The sequence below is a fragment of the Bifidobacterium stellenboschense genome, from assembly GCF_000741785.1.
Classification (GTDB): domain Bacteria; phylum Actinomycetota; class Actinomycetes; order Actinomycetales; family Bifidobacteriaceae; genus Bifidobacterium; species Bifidobacterium stellenboschense.
The window spans coordinates 52658-67185 of the sequence record NZ_JGZP01000010.1 but is presented as its reverse complement, the minus strand read 5'-3'; the positions used below and the strand labels follow the sequence as shown (position 1 = coordinate 67185).

Below are 14528 nucleotides of genomic sequence, written 5' to 3'. Positions count from 1 at the left end.
GTTATCCGTTATCCGTCCTGCGCCATGCGCAGTTCCATGGCGAGACGATAGTAGTCGATGAGCCGGTCGACCATCGCCGGCCAGGTACGGCCCCGCACGGCCGCCAGTCCGGCGGCGCCCATGCGTCGCCGCAACGATTCGTCGCCGATGAGCCGTGCCACGTGATCGCGCAGGTCGGCGTCGTCCTCGTCGTGCGGGTCGAACAGCAGTCCGGTCACGCCTTCGTCGACCAGATCGAGCGGTCCTCCGCTCGCCGGGGCCACCACGGGCAGGCCGCTCGCCATGGCCTCCTGGATGGTCTGGCCGAACGTCTCCTCGGCACCCGTGTGGACGAACACGTCCAACGCCGCGTAGGCGTCGGCCAGATCGCGTCCGTGCAGCATGCCGGTGAACACCGCGTGCGGCAGGCGTTCGCGCAGATCCTGCTCGCTCACGCCGCCGCCCACCACGACCAGCCGCATGGGGAGTCCCGCGAGCGCGGCGAGACGTTCCACCTGCTTCTCCGGCGCGAGCCGACCCACGTAGCCGACGACCGGCAGCTTGCCGTCGTCGCTCCATTCCCGATGCCATGCGCGGGACTGCGGGTCGTCGGCGCGTGCGGGGGAGAACAGTGCGGAGTCGACGCCGCGACCCCACAGCCGGATGAGGGAAGGATCCACGCCGAACGATTCGAGCCGGTTGCGGGCGTCCTCGGTGGGAGCGAGCGTCATGGTGGCGAGATTGTGCATGCGCGCGATGCGGTCGGCCACGATGCGTTCCGCCTGTTCGCCGGCGGCCTTGCCGATGCGCCGGAGCCATTTCGTATGCCGCGGCCATGCGCCGTCACGTTGCGGAGCGGAACCGTCCACCGCATCCGCGCCCGTCGCGCCCGACGTCGCGCCCGTCGTGCCCCGCTCGCCGGTCACCGCCTCGCGTGCGAACCGGCGTGCGTACTGCGCCACGTCGGTCTGGTAGATGGCGACGGTCGGCACGTGCAGCCGGTCGCCCGCGATCAGCGCCGCGTGGCCGAGTTTCGAGATCGGCGCGGCGACGTGGATGATGTCCGGTTTCGGCCCGTCGAGAATGTCGCGGATGACCGAGGATTTCGTCGTGACCGCCACGTTGAACCGTTGGATCGGGAACGACGGCACCTCTTCGACGGGGTATCCCGCGTATGCGCCGCCTTCCGGCGCCGGCCCGGGCGCGATGACGCGCGCGTCGAACCCACGTTCGGCGAACCGGTCGAGGATGTGCCGGATGCTGCCGGACACGCCGTTCGTCTGTTCCAGTGACGATTCGCTGACGACGAGCACGCGCAGGGGACGCGACGCGATGGTATTCACGGTTTCCCAGTGTAGGGAACGCCTACGGGCCGGAGCCTACGTAGGTGACGGATTTCATCGCGGCGTAGCGGGCTGTTCACCCGCCGGACTACGGCAGCTGCACCTCGGCCGCCGGATGCTTGTCGCGCCACCACTTCTGCACGAAGTACGCGGCGTAGCACACGACGATGAACAGCAGCTCGGCCACGAGCGCGAACCGCTGCTCCTTGTCGAAGAACACGAGCAGGAACGAGGCGGTACACAGGATGAACGCGCCCCACGAGGTCCACGGGTAGCCGGGCGTCGCGTACTTGAGCTCCGCGGCCGTGTGCCCGGAGGCGACCCAGCGGCGGCGGAACACGATCTGGCAGTACGCGATCGCGATCCACACCACCACGGCCGACAGACCGGACAAGGCCACGAGCACGAGATACACGGTGGAGGCCGCCACCACGGAGGAGAGCAGTGCGAGCAGACCGCCGGCCATCGCCGCGCACAGGGCCAGCATCGGCACGCCGCGGCGGTTCGTCTTCGCGAACCAGCGCGGAATCATGCCCTCGTGGCCCATCGACCACACCATGCGCGTCGAGGCGTACAGGCCGGAGTTCGAGGCGGAGAGCACGGCCGTGAGCACCACGAAGTTCATGATGTCCGCCGCGTACGGGATGCCCACCGAGTTGAGCACGAGCACGAACGGGCTTTCGCCCACGCCCGCCTTGCGCCATGGGATCAGCGCGCTCATCACGACGATCGAGCCGATGAAGAACAGGACCAGACGCCACAGCGTCGTGTGGATCGCCTTCGGCACCGCCTTCTCCGGGTCGCGCGTCTCGCCGGCGGTCACGCCGATCAGCTCGGTGCCGGAGAACGCGAAGTTCACGGTGAGGATCGTCGCGAACACGGGCATGAAGCCGTTCGGGAAGACGCCGTCCTTGAACAGGTTGTCGAACATCGGCGCGTGCGTGTACCCCTTCATCGGGATGATGCCGAAGATCGTGAGCGTGCCGATCAGGATGAACGCGCAGATCGCGAACACCTTGATCGAGGCGAACCAGAACTCCGCCTCGGCGAAGAACCGCACGGACAGGGCGTTCAGCGTGAAGATCAGCGCGATGCACGCCGCCGACCATATCCATGTGGGCGTGTGCGGGAACCACCGCTGCATGAGCAGGCCGGCCGCCGTGAACTCGGAGCCGAGCGCCACCGTCCACGTGAGCCAGTACTGGATGGCGATCACGAAGCCGGTGCCCGGTCCGATGAACTTCTCCGCGTACACGTGGAACGAGCCGGTCACCGGCATCGCCACGGACAGTTCGCCGAGCGTGAGCATCACCAGGTACACGATGACCGCGCCGATCGCGTAGGCGAGAATCGTGCCGATCGGTCCCGCCTGCTGGATCGTGTAGCCGGAGCTCAGGAACAGACCGGTGCCGATCACGCCGCCCAGCGAGATCATCTGCAGATGCCGCGCCTCCATGCCGCGCTTGAGGTTCGTGTGCAGCGCGTGCTTCGTGTGTTTCTCGGTGCCGGCGGCCGGGTCGGCTTGTCCGGTGCGCGTATCGGCGGGCGCCTCCACCGTCGTTCCGGCTTCGCTGTCGCTCATTGCTCTCGTCCTCTGTCTCGCGGTTGCGGTCGAATCGCGAACAGTATACGCTAGCCCGCGCCCGTCAGTCCGTCTTCACGTCGCCTTCCGCATTGGTGATCGCCTCGGCGATGTTGTCGCGTGTGAAGTCGTGGTTGCGGTAGTCGGGATTGTCGACGGGCAGGTGCGTGACCATCGTGTCGAACACCTGACTGAGGATTTCGCCGCGTTCGAGCACCGCGTCGAGCACATGGCCGCCGATCGAGTGGTCGTCGGCGAGGAAATGCTCGTGGAATCCGGCGACGGCCGCGCCGTGGAACATGACGGGGGAGAAGTAGCCGAGCATCGTGCCTTTGACGTCGTGGCCGAGGAAGATCGCCTGCCGGTCCGCGACCTCTTCGAGCGTCGGGTACGGTGCCTGCTGTTTGATGACGGCGCGTGTCTTGATGAAGCTGAACGTGCCGCGCACGATGACGGCGAAGAACGTGTTCGCGCGTCCGTTCGCCTCGACGATGCGCCGGTTGAGCTCCTCCAGGCCGATGTCGCTGCGTTCGCACTGGTATTGGAACGCGGCCCGGTGCATGTTCGCGAACGGCAGCGTGAGGTCGTCGGGCACGGCCTCCACCTCGCCGGTGCGTCCCACCTTCCACGCGCGTCCGTCGAGCACGATGATCTCGCCGTCGAGTCCTTCGCCGGTGCCGATGCCCGTGTCGCCGTGGGTGAGCAGTTCGCCCATCGTCGTGGTGCCTTCCAGCAGCCCTGGCACGAGCAGTGCGAGCGTGCCGTGCTGGTAGAGCACGTTCGCGCGGTGATCGTGGATCGGTTCGATCGATTTGCCCTTCAGTTCGCTCACGATTCCGTAATATAAATGACCGCCTCCGGCGAGGCAAGGAAGATGTCGCGGATTCCCGCATCCGCCGCCGTGACCTCGCTCACAGCGTGATTGCGTGTGGATTGGGCACGGCTGGGTATAGCGTATTCGCGTGCTTTGGGGGAGCCGCATCGTGGTCGAGGGCGGCCGAATCCCCTCGGGAATCGCACGGGAAGAAGTATGCGGCATATGGCGATCAGGCTGGAATCATCGAAGCGTACGCTCACGCGCGGGGAATCATATGTCGACGGGCATCTGACGCATACGGCGTTCGTCTCGCTCGCCATCCTCACGTTCATCACGTTCGTCGGCAATTTCACGCAGCTGCAGCTGTCCGCCGCGCTGCCGTCGATCGTCGACGAATTCCGCATCAATGTGACCACCGGACAGTGGCTCACGTCCGTGTTCCAGCTCGTGATGGGCGTGATGGTGCCGCTCACCGCGTTCCTCACGCGCCGCTTCTCCACGCGCCAGATCGTCATCACGTCGATGATCGTGTTCACGCTCGGTTCCGTGTGCGCGTGGCTCGCGCCCACGTTCCTCGTCCTGCTCGCCGGCCGCGTGCTGCAGGCCGTCGGCACCGGCGTGATGTGGCCGGTCCTGCAGATCACCGTGTTCTCGATATTCCCGCTGTCGCGCCGCGGCGGCGCGATGGGCATGGTGGGCATCGCGATGAGCGTCGCCCCCGCCATCGGACCGACGCTCGGCGGCCTGCAGACCGACGCGAACGGATGGCGTTCCATCTTTCTCACGCTCACGGTGATCGGCGCGCTCTCGCTCGCCGCCGCCGTGCTGTGGCTGCATGATTTCGGCGAGAACGACGCGACCGCGCGCGCCGACTTCTTCTCCGTCGCGCTGTCCGTGTTCGGTTTCGGCGGACTGATGTTCGGATTCACGAACATCGAGAACTATCCGTTCACGCATCCGATGGTGTGGGCGTCGATGCTCGTCGGCGTCGTCGGCATCATCTGGTTCGTCGCGCGGCAGGTGCGGCACGCGCGCCGCTACCGCGAAGGCGTCGCGCGTGGGGAGAAGCCGGAACCGGCGCTGCTCGACCTGGGCGTGCTGAGGAACCGTTCGTTCACTGTCGGTACGATCACCGCGTCGCTCGCGTTCTTCGCGTTCAGTTCGATTCTGGTGATCATGCCGCTCTACATCCAGAACGACCGCGGCTACTCCGCGACGATGAGCGGTCTCATCATGCTGCCCGGCGCGATCGGCCAGTGCATCTCCCAGCTGTTCGGCGGCAAGGCGCTTGACCGGTTCGGCGCGCGGCCCGTCGCCCTGTTCGGCGCGATCACGCTCACCGTCGGCACGATCGGCATGAGCCTGATCGCCGCCGACACGTGGATCTGGTGGGTGTCGATCTGCCAGTTCGTGCGCCAGATCGGCATGGGATCGCTGCTGATGCCGATCACCACGTGGTCGCTCAACTGCTTGGAGCCTTCCGGCATCTCCGCCGGTTCGTCCGTGACGAACACGGCCCGTCAGGTGGCGGGCGCGATGGGCGCGCCTATCCTCGTGATCCTGATGGAGACGTTCACCGCCATGTACCATGCGGGCGGCATGTCCGCCACGCTCGCGAACATCGCCGGCATCCAGTGGGCGTTGCGCATCTCCGCGTTCCTGTGCTTCGTCATGGTGCTGCTCGTCGCCTTCGGCGTGCGCGGCAACGGTGCCGGCTCCGCCCACGAGGCCGCCGCCCGTGCGATGCGCCGCCTGCGCCGTTAGCGCCGCTAACGCCGTTAGACTTGGACGCATGAGTGATGTGCCCAGACCCGTGAATCCCGATTCCGGGAATCCCCGTCCGGTGAATCCTGATGCCGCGCGGCCCCAGGCAGTGAAGCCGCGTCCTACGCGGGCGCGGGATTGGATTCCCGACCAGCCGGGCGCGTGGGTGATGGCGCTCGCGCCCGCGTTGGCCGGGCTCGTCGCCGGTGGGCCGACCCGGGATTCCGTGTGGCTGGTGGTGCTGTGGGCGCTGTGCTACTGCGTGCAGTTCGTCGCTGCCCGCTGGCTCAAATCCCGGTTCGCGCGCCGGTACCGGATGCCCGTGGCGGTCTACGGTGTGGCGCTGGCCGTGCTCGGCGTCCCGTTCGTCGTCATCAATCCGGGCATACTGCGCTGGGCTCCCATATATATCGTGCTGGCCGCGCTCTCGTTCCTCGCCGCATGGCTGCGCCGCGAACGCAGCCTGTGGGGCAACGCGGTGGCCGTGTTCGCCTCGTCGATGATGGCGACGGTCGTCGCCTCGTATGGGACGCGCAATCCATTGCACATGATGATGCCGTCCACGGCGGTGATGATCTCGGCCGTGTTCGCGGCGACGCAGTTCGGTTCGGTGCTGTTCGTCAAGACGATGATCCGCGAGCGGGGGAGTCGCGCGTACCTCGTCGCGTCGATCGCATGGCATGCGGCGCTGTTCGCGGGCGTGACCTGGTGGATCGGCTCGTTCGTGCCTGCGGGCGGCGTCGGAGACGGATGGATTCCGATGCCGCTCATGTGGGCGGAGCTCGCCGCAATCTGGCTGTTGGCGCGTGCGGTCGCGTTGCCGTGGGTCGGCTCGCGGCGGCGGGTGAAGCCGATCGTCGCGGGTGTGACCGAGATGGTCTCCACCCTGCTGGTTTTCGTCGCGGCGCTGGCGGTGACGGCGGCGTGAGCCGCATGGGCCGACGGCGTGTCGCGGGGGCGCGCTCGTCCAAGGCCGGTGATTAGATACTCAAGTTGCCTGATTTGGGCTCGCACATTGGAAATAACAAAGCGAGCACGGGCCGGCGGATCGCCAGCGCGATTCGTGGTGCCGTGCACTGATGTCGGATGACCGCCAGAGGACGTATGTCCAAGGGAGGCCATGCGCGCCGGTGCCCTGAAGAAGCAGGCTGGAAACCAGTACACGAATCGCTAGAAAGGGCGGACGGCAATGGCGGGACAGAAAATCCGCATCAGGCTTAAGTCCTATGACCACGAGGTCATCGACCAATCGGCGAAGAAGATCGTCGAAACGGTGACGAACGCGGGCGCAACTGTTGTTGGCCCCGTTCCGCTGCCGACCGAGAAGAACGTTTTCTGTGTTATCCGTTCTCCTCATAAGTACAAGGATTCTCGCGAGCACTTCGAGATGCGCACGCACAAGCGCCTCATCGACATCGTGGACCCGACCCCGAAGGCCGTGGATTCCCTGATGCACATCGATCTGCCTGCGGACGTCAACATCGAGATCAAGCTGTAAGGGAGGAGGGAACCGCTATGTCGCAACATAAGGATCGCAAGGCGCTGCTGGGCAAGAAGCTCGGCATGTCGCAGGTGTGGGACGAGAACGGCTTCTTCGTGCCCGTCACGCTGGTGGACGTCTCCACCAACGTCGTCACCGCCATCAAGACCCCGGAGACCGACGGCTACACCGCCGTCCAGCTCGGCTACGGCCAGATCGACCCGACGAAGGTCACCAAGCCGCTCGCCGGCCACTTCGCCAAGGCCGGTGTGACCCCGCGCCGTCACCTCGTCGAGGTGCGCGAGGACAACGCCACCGAGTACGAGGTGGGCCAGGAGCTCAACGCCGACGTCTTCGCCGAGGGCGCTGAGGTCGACGTGACCGGCACCACCAAGGGCAAGGGCTTCGCCGGCACCATCAAGCGTTGGGGCTTCAAGTCCTACCGCCGTACCCACGGCTCCCACAAGAACGAGCGTCGCCCCGGCTCCGTCGGCGCGTGCGCCACTCCGAGCCGCATCCTCAAGGGCAAGCGCATGGCTGGCCGCATGGGTCATGTGACCTCCACCGTGCAGAACCTGACCGTCGTCTCCGCGGATGTCGAGAACGGCATCCTCGCCATCAAGGGCGCCATCCCGGGCCCGAAGGGCGGCATCGTTCTCGTTCGCTCCGCCGTGAAGGGAGCCTGATAAGCCATGGCTAACGTTACTCTGAACGTCACCGACCCGCAGGGCCAGGCCGCCGGCACCGTCGAGGCCCCGGCCGAGCTCTTCGGCTTCTCCGCCGAAGAGGTCCAGTCCCGCATCCCGCTGATCCACCAGGTCGTCATCGCGCAGCTCGCCGCCCGTCGTGCCGGCACCCACGCGACCAAGACCCGCGCCAACGTCTCCGGCGGCGGCAAGAAGCCGTGGAAGCAGAAGGGCACCGGTCGTGCCCGCCAGGGCTCCATCCGCGCCCCGCAGTGGTACCACGGCGGCGTCGTGTTCGGCCCGCAGCCGCGTGACTACTCCCAGCGCACCCCCAAGAAGATGAAGGCCGCCGCCCTCAAGTACGTGCTGTCCGACCGCGCCAACGCCGGTCGCGTCGCCGTCGTCGACTTCGGCGTCTCCGAGAAGCCGTCCACCAAGGCCGCCATCGCCGCCCTGAACCCGGTCATCGGTGAGAAGTTCGCCACCATCGCGCTGACCCGTGACCAGATCAACGAGTGGCTCTCCGTGCGCAACCTTCCGTATGTCCACCCGATCTTCGTCGATCAGCTCAACACGTACGACGTGGTGACCGCGCAGTACGTCGTCTTCACCAAGGAGGCCCTTGAGGCCTTCGTGGCGGCGAAGACCAAGAAGGAGGCCTGATTTCCATGGTCGCTATTCACAAGCCGGCTCACGACATCATCATCAAGCCCGTCGTGTCCGAGAAGAGCTACGCCGCTTCCGATCGTGGCCAGTACACCTTCGTGGTGGCCCCGAACGCGAACAAGGTGCAGATCAAGCAGGCTATCGAGCAGATCTTCAACGTCAAGGTGACGAAGGTCAACACCCTCAACCGCGAGGGCAAGCGCACTCGCACCCGCACCGGCTACGGTCGTCGCGTCGCTCAGAAGCGTGCGATCGTGTCCGTCGCCGAGGGCCAGACCATCGACATCTTCGGTAACTGAAGGTTAGCCGAGAAAAGTTAAAGGAAGAACTACATTATGGCTATCCGCGTTTACAAGCCGACGAGCGCCGGCCGCCGCAACGCCTCCGTCTCGGACTTCTCCGAGATCACGCGTTCCACGCCTGAGAAGTCGCTCGTTCGTCCGCTCTCCAAGACCGGCGGTCGTAACTCCTACGGCCGTATCACGTCCCGCCATCGCGGCGGCGGCCACAAGCGCCAGTACCGTCTCATCGACTTCCGTCGCTGGGACAAGGACGGCGTGCCGGCCAAGGTCGCTCACATCGAGTACGACCCGAACCGCTCCGCCCGCATCGCCCTCCTGCACTACGCCGACGGCGAGAAGCGCTACATCATCGCGCCGAAGGGCATCAAGCAGGGCGACGTCATCGAGACCGGCGCCCAGGCCGACATCAAGCCGGGCAACAACCTGCCGCTGAAGAACATCCCGACCGGTACGGTCATCCACGCCATCGAGCTCAAGCCGCTCGGCGGCGCCAAGATTGCCCGTTCCGCCGGCACCTCGGTCCAGCTCGTCGCGAAGGACGGCGCCTACGCCCAGCTGCGTATGCCGTCCGGCGAAATCCGCAACGTCGACGCGCGCTGCCGCGCGACCGTCGGCGAGGTCGGCAACGAGGACCACGCCAACGTGCAGCTCGGCAAGGCCGGCCGCGCCCGTTGGATGGGCAAGCGCCCGATCACCCGTGGTGAGTCCATGAACCCGGTCGACCACCCGCACGGCGGTCGTACCCGCGGTGGTAAGCCGCCGGTCTCCCCGTGGGGCAAGGGCGAGGTTCGTACTCGTCGTCCGAAGAAGGCTTCGAACAAGATGATTGTCCGTCGCCGTCCGTCCGGCAAGAACCGCAAGTAAGGAAGATTCGAAGCGATGACTCGTAGCATCAAGAAGGGCCCCTTCGTCGACGCCCACTTGCAGAAGAAGGTCGACGAGCAGAACGAGAAGGGCACCAAGAACGTCATCAAGACGTGGTCCCGCCGTTCGATGATCACTCCTGATTTCATCGGACACACGTTCGCTGTCCACGATGGCCGCAAGCACGTCCCGGTGTTCGTCACCGAGGCCATGGTCGGCCACAAGCTGGGTGAGTTCGCCCCCACGAAGACCTTCAAGGGTCACGTGAAGGACGACAAGAAGGCCCGCCGCTAAAGGAGAGAATGACTTATGGAAGCTAAAGCAATCGCCCGTCACGTCCGCGTGACGCCGCGCAAGGCTCGTCGCATGGTCAACCTCATCCGAGGCAAGCAGGCGACCGAAGCCCTCACCATCCTCAAGTTCGCTCCCCAGGACGCGTCCATCCCGGTTCGCAAGGTCCTCGAGAGCGCCATCGCCAACGCGCGCGTCAAGGCCGACAAGGCCGGCGAGCCGTTCCGTGAGAACGACCTGGTCGTCAAGGCGACCTACGTGGACGAGGGCGTGACGCTCAAGCGTTTCCGCGCTCGTGCCCAGGGCCGTGCCGCTCGTATCAACAAGCGCACCTCCCACATCACGGTCGTCGTCGCCAACAAGGAAGGAAACCGCTAAAGATGGGTCAGAAGATCAATCCCTTTGGCTACCGCCTGGGCGTCACTGAAAACCACCGCTCCAAGTGGTTCTCCGATTCCAACAAGGCCGGCGAGCGCTACAGCGACTTCGTCCTTGAGGATGACAAGATCCGCAAGGAGATGAACAAGGACCTCGAGCGCGCCGGCGTGAGCAAGATCGTCATCGAGCGCACCCGCGACCGCGTCCGCGTCGACATCCACACCGCCCGTCCGGGCATCGTGATCGGTCGCCGCGGCGCCGAGGCCGAGAAGGTCCGCGCCAAGCTCGAGAAGCTGACCGGCAAGCAGGTCCAGCTCAACATCTTCGAGGTCAAGAACGCCGCGCTGGACGCCCAGCTCGTCGCTCAGGGCATCGCGGAGCAGCTGACCAACCGCGTCACCTTCCGCCGCGCGATGCGCAAGGCCCAGCAGGACGCCATGCGCGCCGGTGCCAAGGGTATCCGCATCAAGCTCTCCGGCCGTCTCGGCGGTGCCGAAATGAGCCGTTCCGAGTTCTACCGCGAGGGTCGCGTCCCGCTGCAGACCCTCCGCGCCCTGATCGACTACGGCTTCTTCGAGGCCAAGACGACCTACGGCCGCATCGGCGTCAAGGTCTGGATCTACAAGGGCGACATGACCGAACGTGAGTTCGAAGAGCAGCAGGCCCAGCAGAACAACCGTCCCGGCCGTCGCGGCGATCGCCGTCCGCGCCGTGGCAACCGCAACGCCGGTGCCGCCCGCAACGCCGAGGCCCCCAAGGCCGAAGCCGCCGCGGCCCCCGCTGCCACGGAAACGAAGGAGTGAGCAAGAATGCTTATCCCAAAGAGGACCAAGTACCGCAAGCAGCACCGTCCCGTCCGCTCCGGCATGTCCAAGGGCGGCAACGAGATCAACTTCGGTGACTACGGCATCCAGGCGCTGGCCCCGGCCTACGTGACCAACCGCCAGATCGAGGCCGCGCGTATCGCCATGACCCGCTACATCAAGCGTGGTGGCCGCGTGTGGATCACGATCTTCCCGGATCGTCCGCTGACCAAGCACGCCCTCGGCGCCCGAATGGGTTCCGGTAAGGGTACGCCGGAGTTCTGGATCGCCAACATCCACCCCGGTCGCGTGATGTTCGAGATCGGTGGTGTCTCCGAGGACGTCGCCAAGGAAGCCCTGCGTCGTGCCATCGACAAGCTCCCCATGAAGTGCCGTGTGATTGCTCGTGAAGGCGGTGACATCTGATATGGCAGTCGGAACCGAAGAATACTCCATCAAGAATCTCAACGAGAAGACCAACGCGGAGATCGAGGGCTTCCTGAAGAAGTCCAAGGAAGAGCTGTTCAACCTGCGCTTCCAGTCCGCCACCGGTCAGCTCGAGAACACGGCCCGCCTCAAGGCCGTCAAGCACGACATCGCCCGCATGTACACCGTGCTGCGCGAGCGCGAGCTTGGCATCACCTCCGAGCCGGCCGACGAAGCTAAGGAGCAGTGATCATGGCTGAAGAGCAGCAGGAGCGCAACTTCCGCAAGGTTCGCCGCGGTTACGTCGTGTCCGATAAGATGGACAAGACGATCACCGTGGAGCTGGAGAACCGCAAGACCCACCCGCTGTACGGCAAGGTCGTCCGCACCACCAAGAAGGTCAAGGCCCATGACGAACACAACGAGGCGCACATTGGCGACCTCGTGAGTATCATGGAGACTCGTCCTCTGAGCAAGACCAAGCGTTGGCGTCTCGAGTCGATCATCGAGCGCGCCAAGTAAAAAAATAAGTTCGGCAAGGCTCGCCGTCCACCGGGCGCGGTTAGATAGATGTTCTGTGCGTCTATCCGCCGCGCCCGGTGTGCGGGGAGAACCAGCTCGGCTAAGGAGAATCAATGATTCAGCAGGAAACGCGGCTTCATGTCGCCGACAACACGGGTGCCAAGGAGATCCTTGCCATCCGCGTGCTCGGTGGCTCGAAGCGACGCTATGCCGGCCTGGGCGACGTCATCGTCGCCTCGGTCAAGGACGCGATCCCTGGCGGATCGGTCAAGAAGGGTGACGTGGTCAAGGCCGTCGTCGTCCGTACCGTCAAGGAGCACCGTCGTGTCGACGGCTCCTACATCAAGTTCGACGAGAACGCCGCGGTGATTCTCGGCTCCGGCCGTGAACCGAAGGGCACTCGTATCTTCGGACCGATCGCCCGTGAGCTTCGCGACAAGAAGTTCATGCGCATCGTGTCCCTCGCCCCGGAGGTGATCTGACATGGTAGCCAAGATCAAGAGCGGCGACCAGGTGAAGGTCATCCGCGGCAAGGATCGCGGCAAGGAGGGCAAGGTCCTTCGCGTGCTGCCGAACGACCGTCTGATCGTCGAGGGCGTTCAGATCGTCAAGAAGCACGTCCGCGCCACCCAGCAGGGCCAGCAGGCCGGCATCGTCTCCGTCGAGGCGCCGATCCATCGCTCCAACGTGATGGTCATCGACCCGGAGACCGGCAAACCGACCCGCGTGGGCGTCATCGTGAAGGAAGAGGCGCGTGACGGCAAGGTGAAGACCGTGCGCGTGCGCGTCGCCAAGAAGTCCGGAAAGGAGCTGGCATGACCGACACCACTACCGTCGAAGCGCCGGCCACCCCGCGCTTGAAGGTGCAGTACAACGAGCAGATCATCCCGGAGCTCGAGAAGGAGTTCAAGTACTCCAACCCGATGCAGGTCGCTCGCATCCAGAAGGTCGTCGTCTCCATGGGTGTCGGTGCCGCCGCTCGCGACTCCAAGCTCATCGAGGGCGCCGTCAAGGACCTCACCCTGATCACCGGCCAGAAGCCGAAGATCACCAAGGCCAAGAAGTCCGTCGCGCAGTTCCACCTGCGTGAAGGCCAGGCCATCGGCGCGTACGTCACCCTGCGTGGCGACCGCATGTGGGAGTTCCTCGATCGTCTGCTGACGATGGCTCTGCCGCGCATCCGCGACTTCCGTGGCATCAACGGCCACCAGTTCGACGGCCAGGGCAACTACAACTTCGGTCTCACCGAGCAGTCCATGTTCCACGAGATCGATCCGGATTCCATCGACCACCAGCGTGGCATGGACATCACCGTGGTGACCAGCACCAAGGACGACAAGGAAGCCTACGCGCTGCTCAAGCACCTCGGCTTCCCCTTCAAGGAGAACTGATATGGCAAAAACCGCTCTTAAGAACAAGGCGGCCGGCAAGCCGAAGTTCAAGGTGCGCGCCTACACGCGTTGCCAGGTCTGCGGTCGTCCCCATTCCGTGTACCGCAAGTTCGGCCTGTGCCGCATCTGCCTTCGCGAGAAGGCCCACCGCGGCGAGCTGCCCGGCGTTACGAAGTCCAGTTGGTAAACATCGACGCTGAAGGTCCGCGGCCCTAGCTCTCCTGGAGCCCCAGGGGAGCCGGCGGCGGAAACCACGGCGAGAAAGGGCATAAGCCCACATGACAATGACAGATCCGATCGCAGACATGCTCACGCGTCTGCGTAACGCGAGCGCGGCGAAGCACGAGACCGTGGATATGCCGTACTCCAAGTTCAAGAAGAACATCGCGGAGATCCTGAAGCGCGAAGGCTTCATCAAGGACTACACCGCCAAGGAAGCCAAGGTCGGTCAGACCCTTGAGGTCACCCTCAAGTACGGTCCGAACGGCGAGCGTTCCATCCAGGGCATCAAGCGCATCTCCAAGCCGGGCCTGCGTCGCTACGCGAAGTCCGACTCCCTGCCGATGCCGCTCGGTGGCCTCGGCATCGCGATCATCTCGACTTCGTCGGGACTGCTGACCCAGAAGGAATGCCTCGATCGAGGCATCGGTGGCGAGATCGTCGCCTACGTGTGGTGAGAAAGGAGAGCTGACACATGGCATCGCATATTGGTAAGCTCCCCATCGCCATTCCCGCTGGCGTTGAGGTCAAGATCGACGGTCAGAACTTCGAGGCCAAGGGCGCGAAGGGCACCGACTCCTACGTCCTGCCGGAAGGCATCACCGCGGCCGTCGAGGGCAACGAGATCATCGTCACCCCGGCCGACGACCTGCGTCCGACCCGTGCCAAGCACGGTCTGGCCCGCTCCATCATGGCCGGCATGGTCAAGGGCGTGCACGACGGCTACTCCAAGACCCTGGAGATCGTCGGCACCGGTTACCGCGCCGTCGCCAAGGGCAAGGGCATCGAGTTCTTCCTCGGCTACTCCCACACGATCACCGTCAACCCGCCGGAAGGCATCACGCTCAAGGTGACCGACGCGACGCACGTCGTCGTCGAGGGCACCGACAAGCAGATGGTCGGTCAGGTGGCCGCCAACATCCGCAAGCTGCGCGCTCCGGAACCCTACAAGGGCAAGGGCATCAAGTATGCCGGCGAGCATATTCTGCGCAAGGCTGGAAAGGCTGGTAAGTGA

Annotated in this window: 22 protein-coding genes; 19 read left to right on the top strand and 3 right to left on the bottom strand. The window is 65.1% G+C overall.

The annotated features are described in order from the left end of the window. Window positions 1-8: 8 nt before the first annotated feature. The 3 genes from BSTEL_RS03850 to budA form a co-directional block, all read right to left on the bottom strand. Window positions 9-1322 (bottom strand): glycosyltransferase family 4 protein, encoded by a 1314-nt coding sequence (locus tag BSTEL_RS03850; protein ID WP_084686096.1) that lies wholly within the window; start codon window positions 1320-1322, stop codon window positions 9-11. 88 nt (window positions 1323-1410) lie between these two features. After that, complete coding sequence (locus BSTEL_RS03845) at window positions 1411-2904, bottom strand: amino acid permease (RefSeq protein ID WP_051922833.1); 1494 nt, start codon at window positions 2902-2904, stop codon at window positions 1411-1413. A gap of 64 nt (window positions 2905-2968) precedes the next feature. After that, a complete protein-coding gene (gene budA, locus BSTEL_RS03840) occupies window positions 2969-3736 on the bottom strand; it encodes an acetolactate decarboxylase (RefSeq protein ID WP_034527326.1) in 768 nt (255 codons plus the stop codon). Window positions 3737-3934: 198 nt separating this feature from the next. Here budA and BSTEL_RS03835 point away from each other — a divergent pair, with 198 nt between their 5' ends. The 19 genes from BSTEL_RS03835 to rplF all read left to right on the top strand — a co-directional run bounded on the left by BSTEL_RS03835 (window position 3935) and on the right by rplF (window position 14528). Further along, window positions 3935-5485: an MDR family MFS transporter gene (locus BSTEL_RS03835; protein WP_162178975.1), complete on the top strand. Its 1551-nt coding sequence runs from the start codon at window positions 3935-3937 to the stop codon at window positions 5483-5485. 28 nt (window positions 5486-5513) lie between these two features. After that, on the top strand, window positions 5514-6413 hold the full coding sequence (locus BSTEL_RS03830; protein ID WP_084686094.1) for a YwiC-like family protein: 900 nt from the start codon (window positions 5514-5516) through the stop codon (window positions 6411-6413). 261 nt (window positions 6414-6674) lie between these two features. Next, window positions 6675-6983: a 30S ribosomal protein S10 gene (gene rpsJ / locus BSTEL_RS03825; protein WP_003827292.1), complete on the top strand. Its 309-nt coding sequence runs from the start codon at window positions 6675-6677 to the stop codon at window positions 6981-6983. Between the two features lie 17 nt (window positions 6984-7000). Beyond that, a complete protein-coding gene (gene rplC, locus BSTEL_RS03820) occupies window positions 7001-7651 on the top strand; it encodes a 50S ribosomal protein L3 (protein ID WP_034527320.1) in 651 nt (216 codons plus the stop codon). Window positions 7652-7657: 6 nt separating this feature from the next. Continuing rightward, complete coding sequence (rplD, locus tag BSTEL_RS03815) at window positions 7658-8314, top strand: 50S ribosomal protein L4 (RefSeq protein ID WP_034527318.1); 657 nt, start codon at window positions 7658-7660, stop codon at window positions 8312-8314. Between the two features lie 5 nt (window positions 8315-8319). Continuing rightward, window positions 8320-8616, top strand: coding sequence for a 50S ribosomal protein L23 (gene rplW, locus BSTEL_RS03810; RefSeq protein WP_034527316.1), 297 nt, complete (start codon window positions 8320-8322; stop codon window positions 8614-8616). A gap of 36 nt (window positions 8617-8652) precedes the next feature. Beyond that, complete coding sequence (gene rplB, locus BSTEL_RS03805) at window positions 8653-9483, top strand: 50S ribosomal protein L2 (RefSeq protein ID WP_034527305.1); 831 nt, start codon at window positions 8653-8655, stop codon at window positions 9481-9483. A gap of 15 nt (window positions 9484-9498) precedes the next feature. Beyond that, window positions 9499-9777, top strand: coding sequence for a 30S ribosomal protein S19 (gene rpsS / locus BSTEL_RS03800; protein ID WP_003814508.1), 279 nt, complete (start codon window positions 9499-9501; stop codon window positions 9775-9777). Between the two features lie 15 nt (window positions 9778-9792). Beyond that, window positions 9793-10152 carry a 50S ribosomal protein L22 gene (gene rplV, locus BSTEL_RS03795; protein WP_034527302.1) on the top strand — a complete coding sequence of 120 codons (360 nt, stop codon included), beginning with the start codon at window positions 9793-9795 and terminating at the stop codon, window positions 10150-10152. A 2-nt stretch (window positions 10153-10154) separates the two neighbouring features. Then, window positions 10155-10955, top strand: coding sequence for a 30S ribosomal protein S3 (gene rpsC, locus BSTEL_RS03790; RefSeq protein ID WP_034527300.1), 801 nt, complete (start codon window positions 10155-10157; stop codon window positions 10953-10955). A 6-nt stretch (window positions 10956-10961) separates the two neighbouring features. Next, entirely contained in the window at window positions 10962-11381 is a 420-nt protein-coding gene (gene rplP, locus BSTEL_RS03785; protein WP_034527297.1) for a 50S ribosomal protein L16, read from the top strand. A gap of 1 nt (window position 11382) precedes the next feature. Beyond that, the gene (gene rpmC / locus BSTEL_RS03780) at window positions 11383-11631 is read left to right on the top strand and encodes a 50S ribosomal protein L29 (RefSeq protein ID WP_034527294.1); all 249 of its coding nucleotides are present in this window, start codon (window positions 11383-11385) and stop codon (window positions 11629-11631) included. A gap of 2 nt (window positions 11632-11633) precedes the next feature. Beyond that, window positions 11634-11903 carry a 30S ribosomal protein S17 gene (rpsQ, locus tag BSTEL_RS03775; protein ID WP_034527291.1) on the top strand — a complete coding sequence of 90 codons (270 nt, stop codon included), beginning with the start codon at window positions 11634-11636 and terminating at the stop codon, window positions 11901-11903. Between the two features lie 113 nt (window positions 11904-12016). Continuing rightward, on the top strand, window positions 12017-12385 hold the full coding sequence (rplN, locus tag BSTEL_RS03770; RefSeq protein WP_034527288.1) for a 50S ribosomal protein L14: 369 nt from the start codon (window positions 12017-12019) through the stop codon (window positions 12383-12385). Window position 12386: 1 nt separating this feature from the next. Further along, window positions 12387-12722: a 50S ribosomal protein L24 gene (rplX, locus tag BSTEL_RS03765; protein WP_034527286.1), complete on the top strand. Its 336-nt coding sequence runs from the start codon at window positions 12387-12389 to the stop codon at window positions 12720-12722. After that, entirely contained in the window at window positions 12719-13294 is a 576-nt protein-coding gene (gene rplE, locus BSTEL_RS03760; protein WP_034527283.1) for a 50S ribosomal protein L5, read from the top strand. Before rplX ends, rplE begins: the two co-directional genes overlap by 4 nt. Before the next feature lies 1 nt (window position 13295). Beyond that, window positions 13296-13481: a type Z 30S ribosomal protein S14 gene (locus BSTEL_RS03755; RefSeq protein WP_003814530.1), complete on the top strand. Its 186-nt coding sequence runs from the start codon at window positions 13296-13298 to the stop codon at window positions 13479-13481. A gap of 91 nt (window positions 13482-13572) precedes the next feature. Further along, on the top strand, window positions 13573-13971 hold the full coding sequence (gene rpsH / locus BSTEL_RS03750; RefSeq protein ID WP_034527281.1) for a 30S ribosomal protein S8: 399 nt from the start codon (window positions 13573-13575) through the stop codon (window positions 13969-13971). A gap of 17 nt (window positions 13972-13988) precedes the next feature. Beyond that, window positions 13989-14528, top strand: a complete 540-nt coding sequence (gene rplF, locus BSTEL_RS03745) for a 50S ribosomal protein L6 (protein WP_034527278.1) — start codon at window positions 13989-13991, stop codon at window positions 14526-14528.

Coding starts and splice junctions, on each gene's coding strand:
- BSTEL_RS03845 (WP_051922833.1), bottom strand. CDS start 2,904: ATGAGCGACAGCGAAGCCGGAACGACGGTGGAGGCGCCCGCCGATACG.
- BSTEL_RS03835 (WP_162178975.1), top strand. CDS start 3,935: ATGCGGCATATGGCGATCAGGCTGGAATCATCGAAGCGTACGCTCACG.
- BSTEL_RS03830 (WP_084686094.1), top strand. CDS start 5,514: ATGAGTGATGTGCCCAGACCCGTGAATCCCGATTCCGGGAATCCCCGT.
- rpsJ (WP_003827292.1), top strand. CDS start 6,675: ATGGCGGGACAGAAAATCCGCATCAGGCTTAAGTCCTATGACCACGAG.
- rplC (WP_034527320.1), top strand. CDS start 7,001: ATGTCGCAACATAAGGATCGCAAGGCGCTGCTGGGCAAGAAGCTCGGC.
- rplD (WP_034527318.1), top strand. CDS start 7,658: ATGGCTAACGTTACTCTGAACGTCACCGACCCGCAGGGCCAGGCCGCC.
- rplW (WP_034527316.1), top strand. CDS start 8,320: ATGGTCGCTATTCACAAGCCGGCTCACGACATCATCATCAAGCCCGTC.
- rplB (WP_034527305.1), top strand. CDS start 8,653: ATGGCTATCCGCGTTTACAAGCCGACGAGCGCCGGCCGCCGCAACGCC.
- rpsS (WP_003814508.1), top strand. CDS start 9,499: ATGACTCGTAGCATCAAGAAGGGCCCCTTCGTCGACGCCCACTTGCAG.
- rplV (WP_034527302.1), top strand. CDS start 9,793: ATGGAAGCTAAAGCAATCGCCCGTCACGTCCGCGTGACGCCGCGCAAG.
- rpsC (WP_034527300.1), top strand. CDS start 10,155: ATGGGTCAGAAGATCAATCCCTTTGGCTACCGCCTGGGCGTCACTGAA.
- rplP (WP_034527297.1), top strand. CDS start 10,962: ATGCTTATCCCAAAGAGGACCAAGTACCGCAAGCAGCACCGTCCCGTC.
- rpmC (WP_034527294.1), top strand. CDS start 11,383: ATGGCAGTCGGAACCGAAGAATACTCCATCAAGAATCTCAACGAGAAG.
- rpsQ (WP_034527291.1), top strand. CDS start 11,634: ATGGCTGAAGAGCAGCAGGAGCGCAACTTCCGCAAGGTTCGCCGCGGT.
- rplN (WP_034527288.1), top strand. CDS start 12,017: ATGATTCAGCAGGAAACGCGGCTTCATGTCGCCGACAACACGGGTGCC.
- rplX (WP_034527286.1), top strand. CDS start 12,387: ATGGTAGCCAAGATCAAGAGCGGCGACCAGGTGAAGGTCATCCGCGGC.
- rplE (WP_034527283.1), top strand. CDS start 12,719: ATGACCGACACCACTACCGTCGAAGCGCCGGCCACCCCGCGCTTGAAG.
- BSTEL_RS03755 (WP_003814530.1), top strand. CDS start 13,296: ATGGCAAAAACCGCTCTTAAGAACAAGGCGGCCGGCAAGCCGAAGTTC.
- rpsH (WP_034527281.1), top strand. CDS start 13,573: ATGACAATGACAGATCCGATCGCAGACATGCTCACGCGTCTGCGTAAC.
- rplF (WP_034527278.1), top strand. CDS start 13,989: ATGGCATCGCATATTGGTAAGCTCCCCATCGCCATTCCCGCTGGCGTT.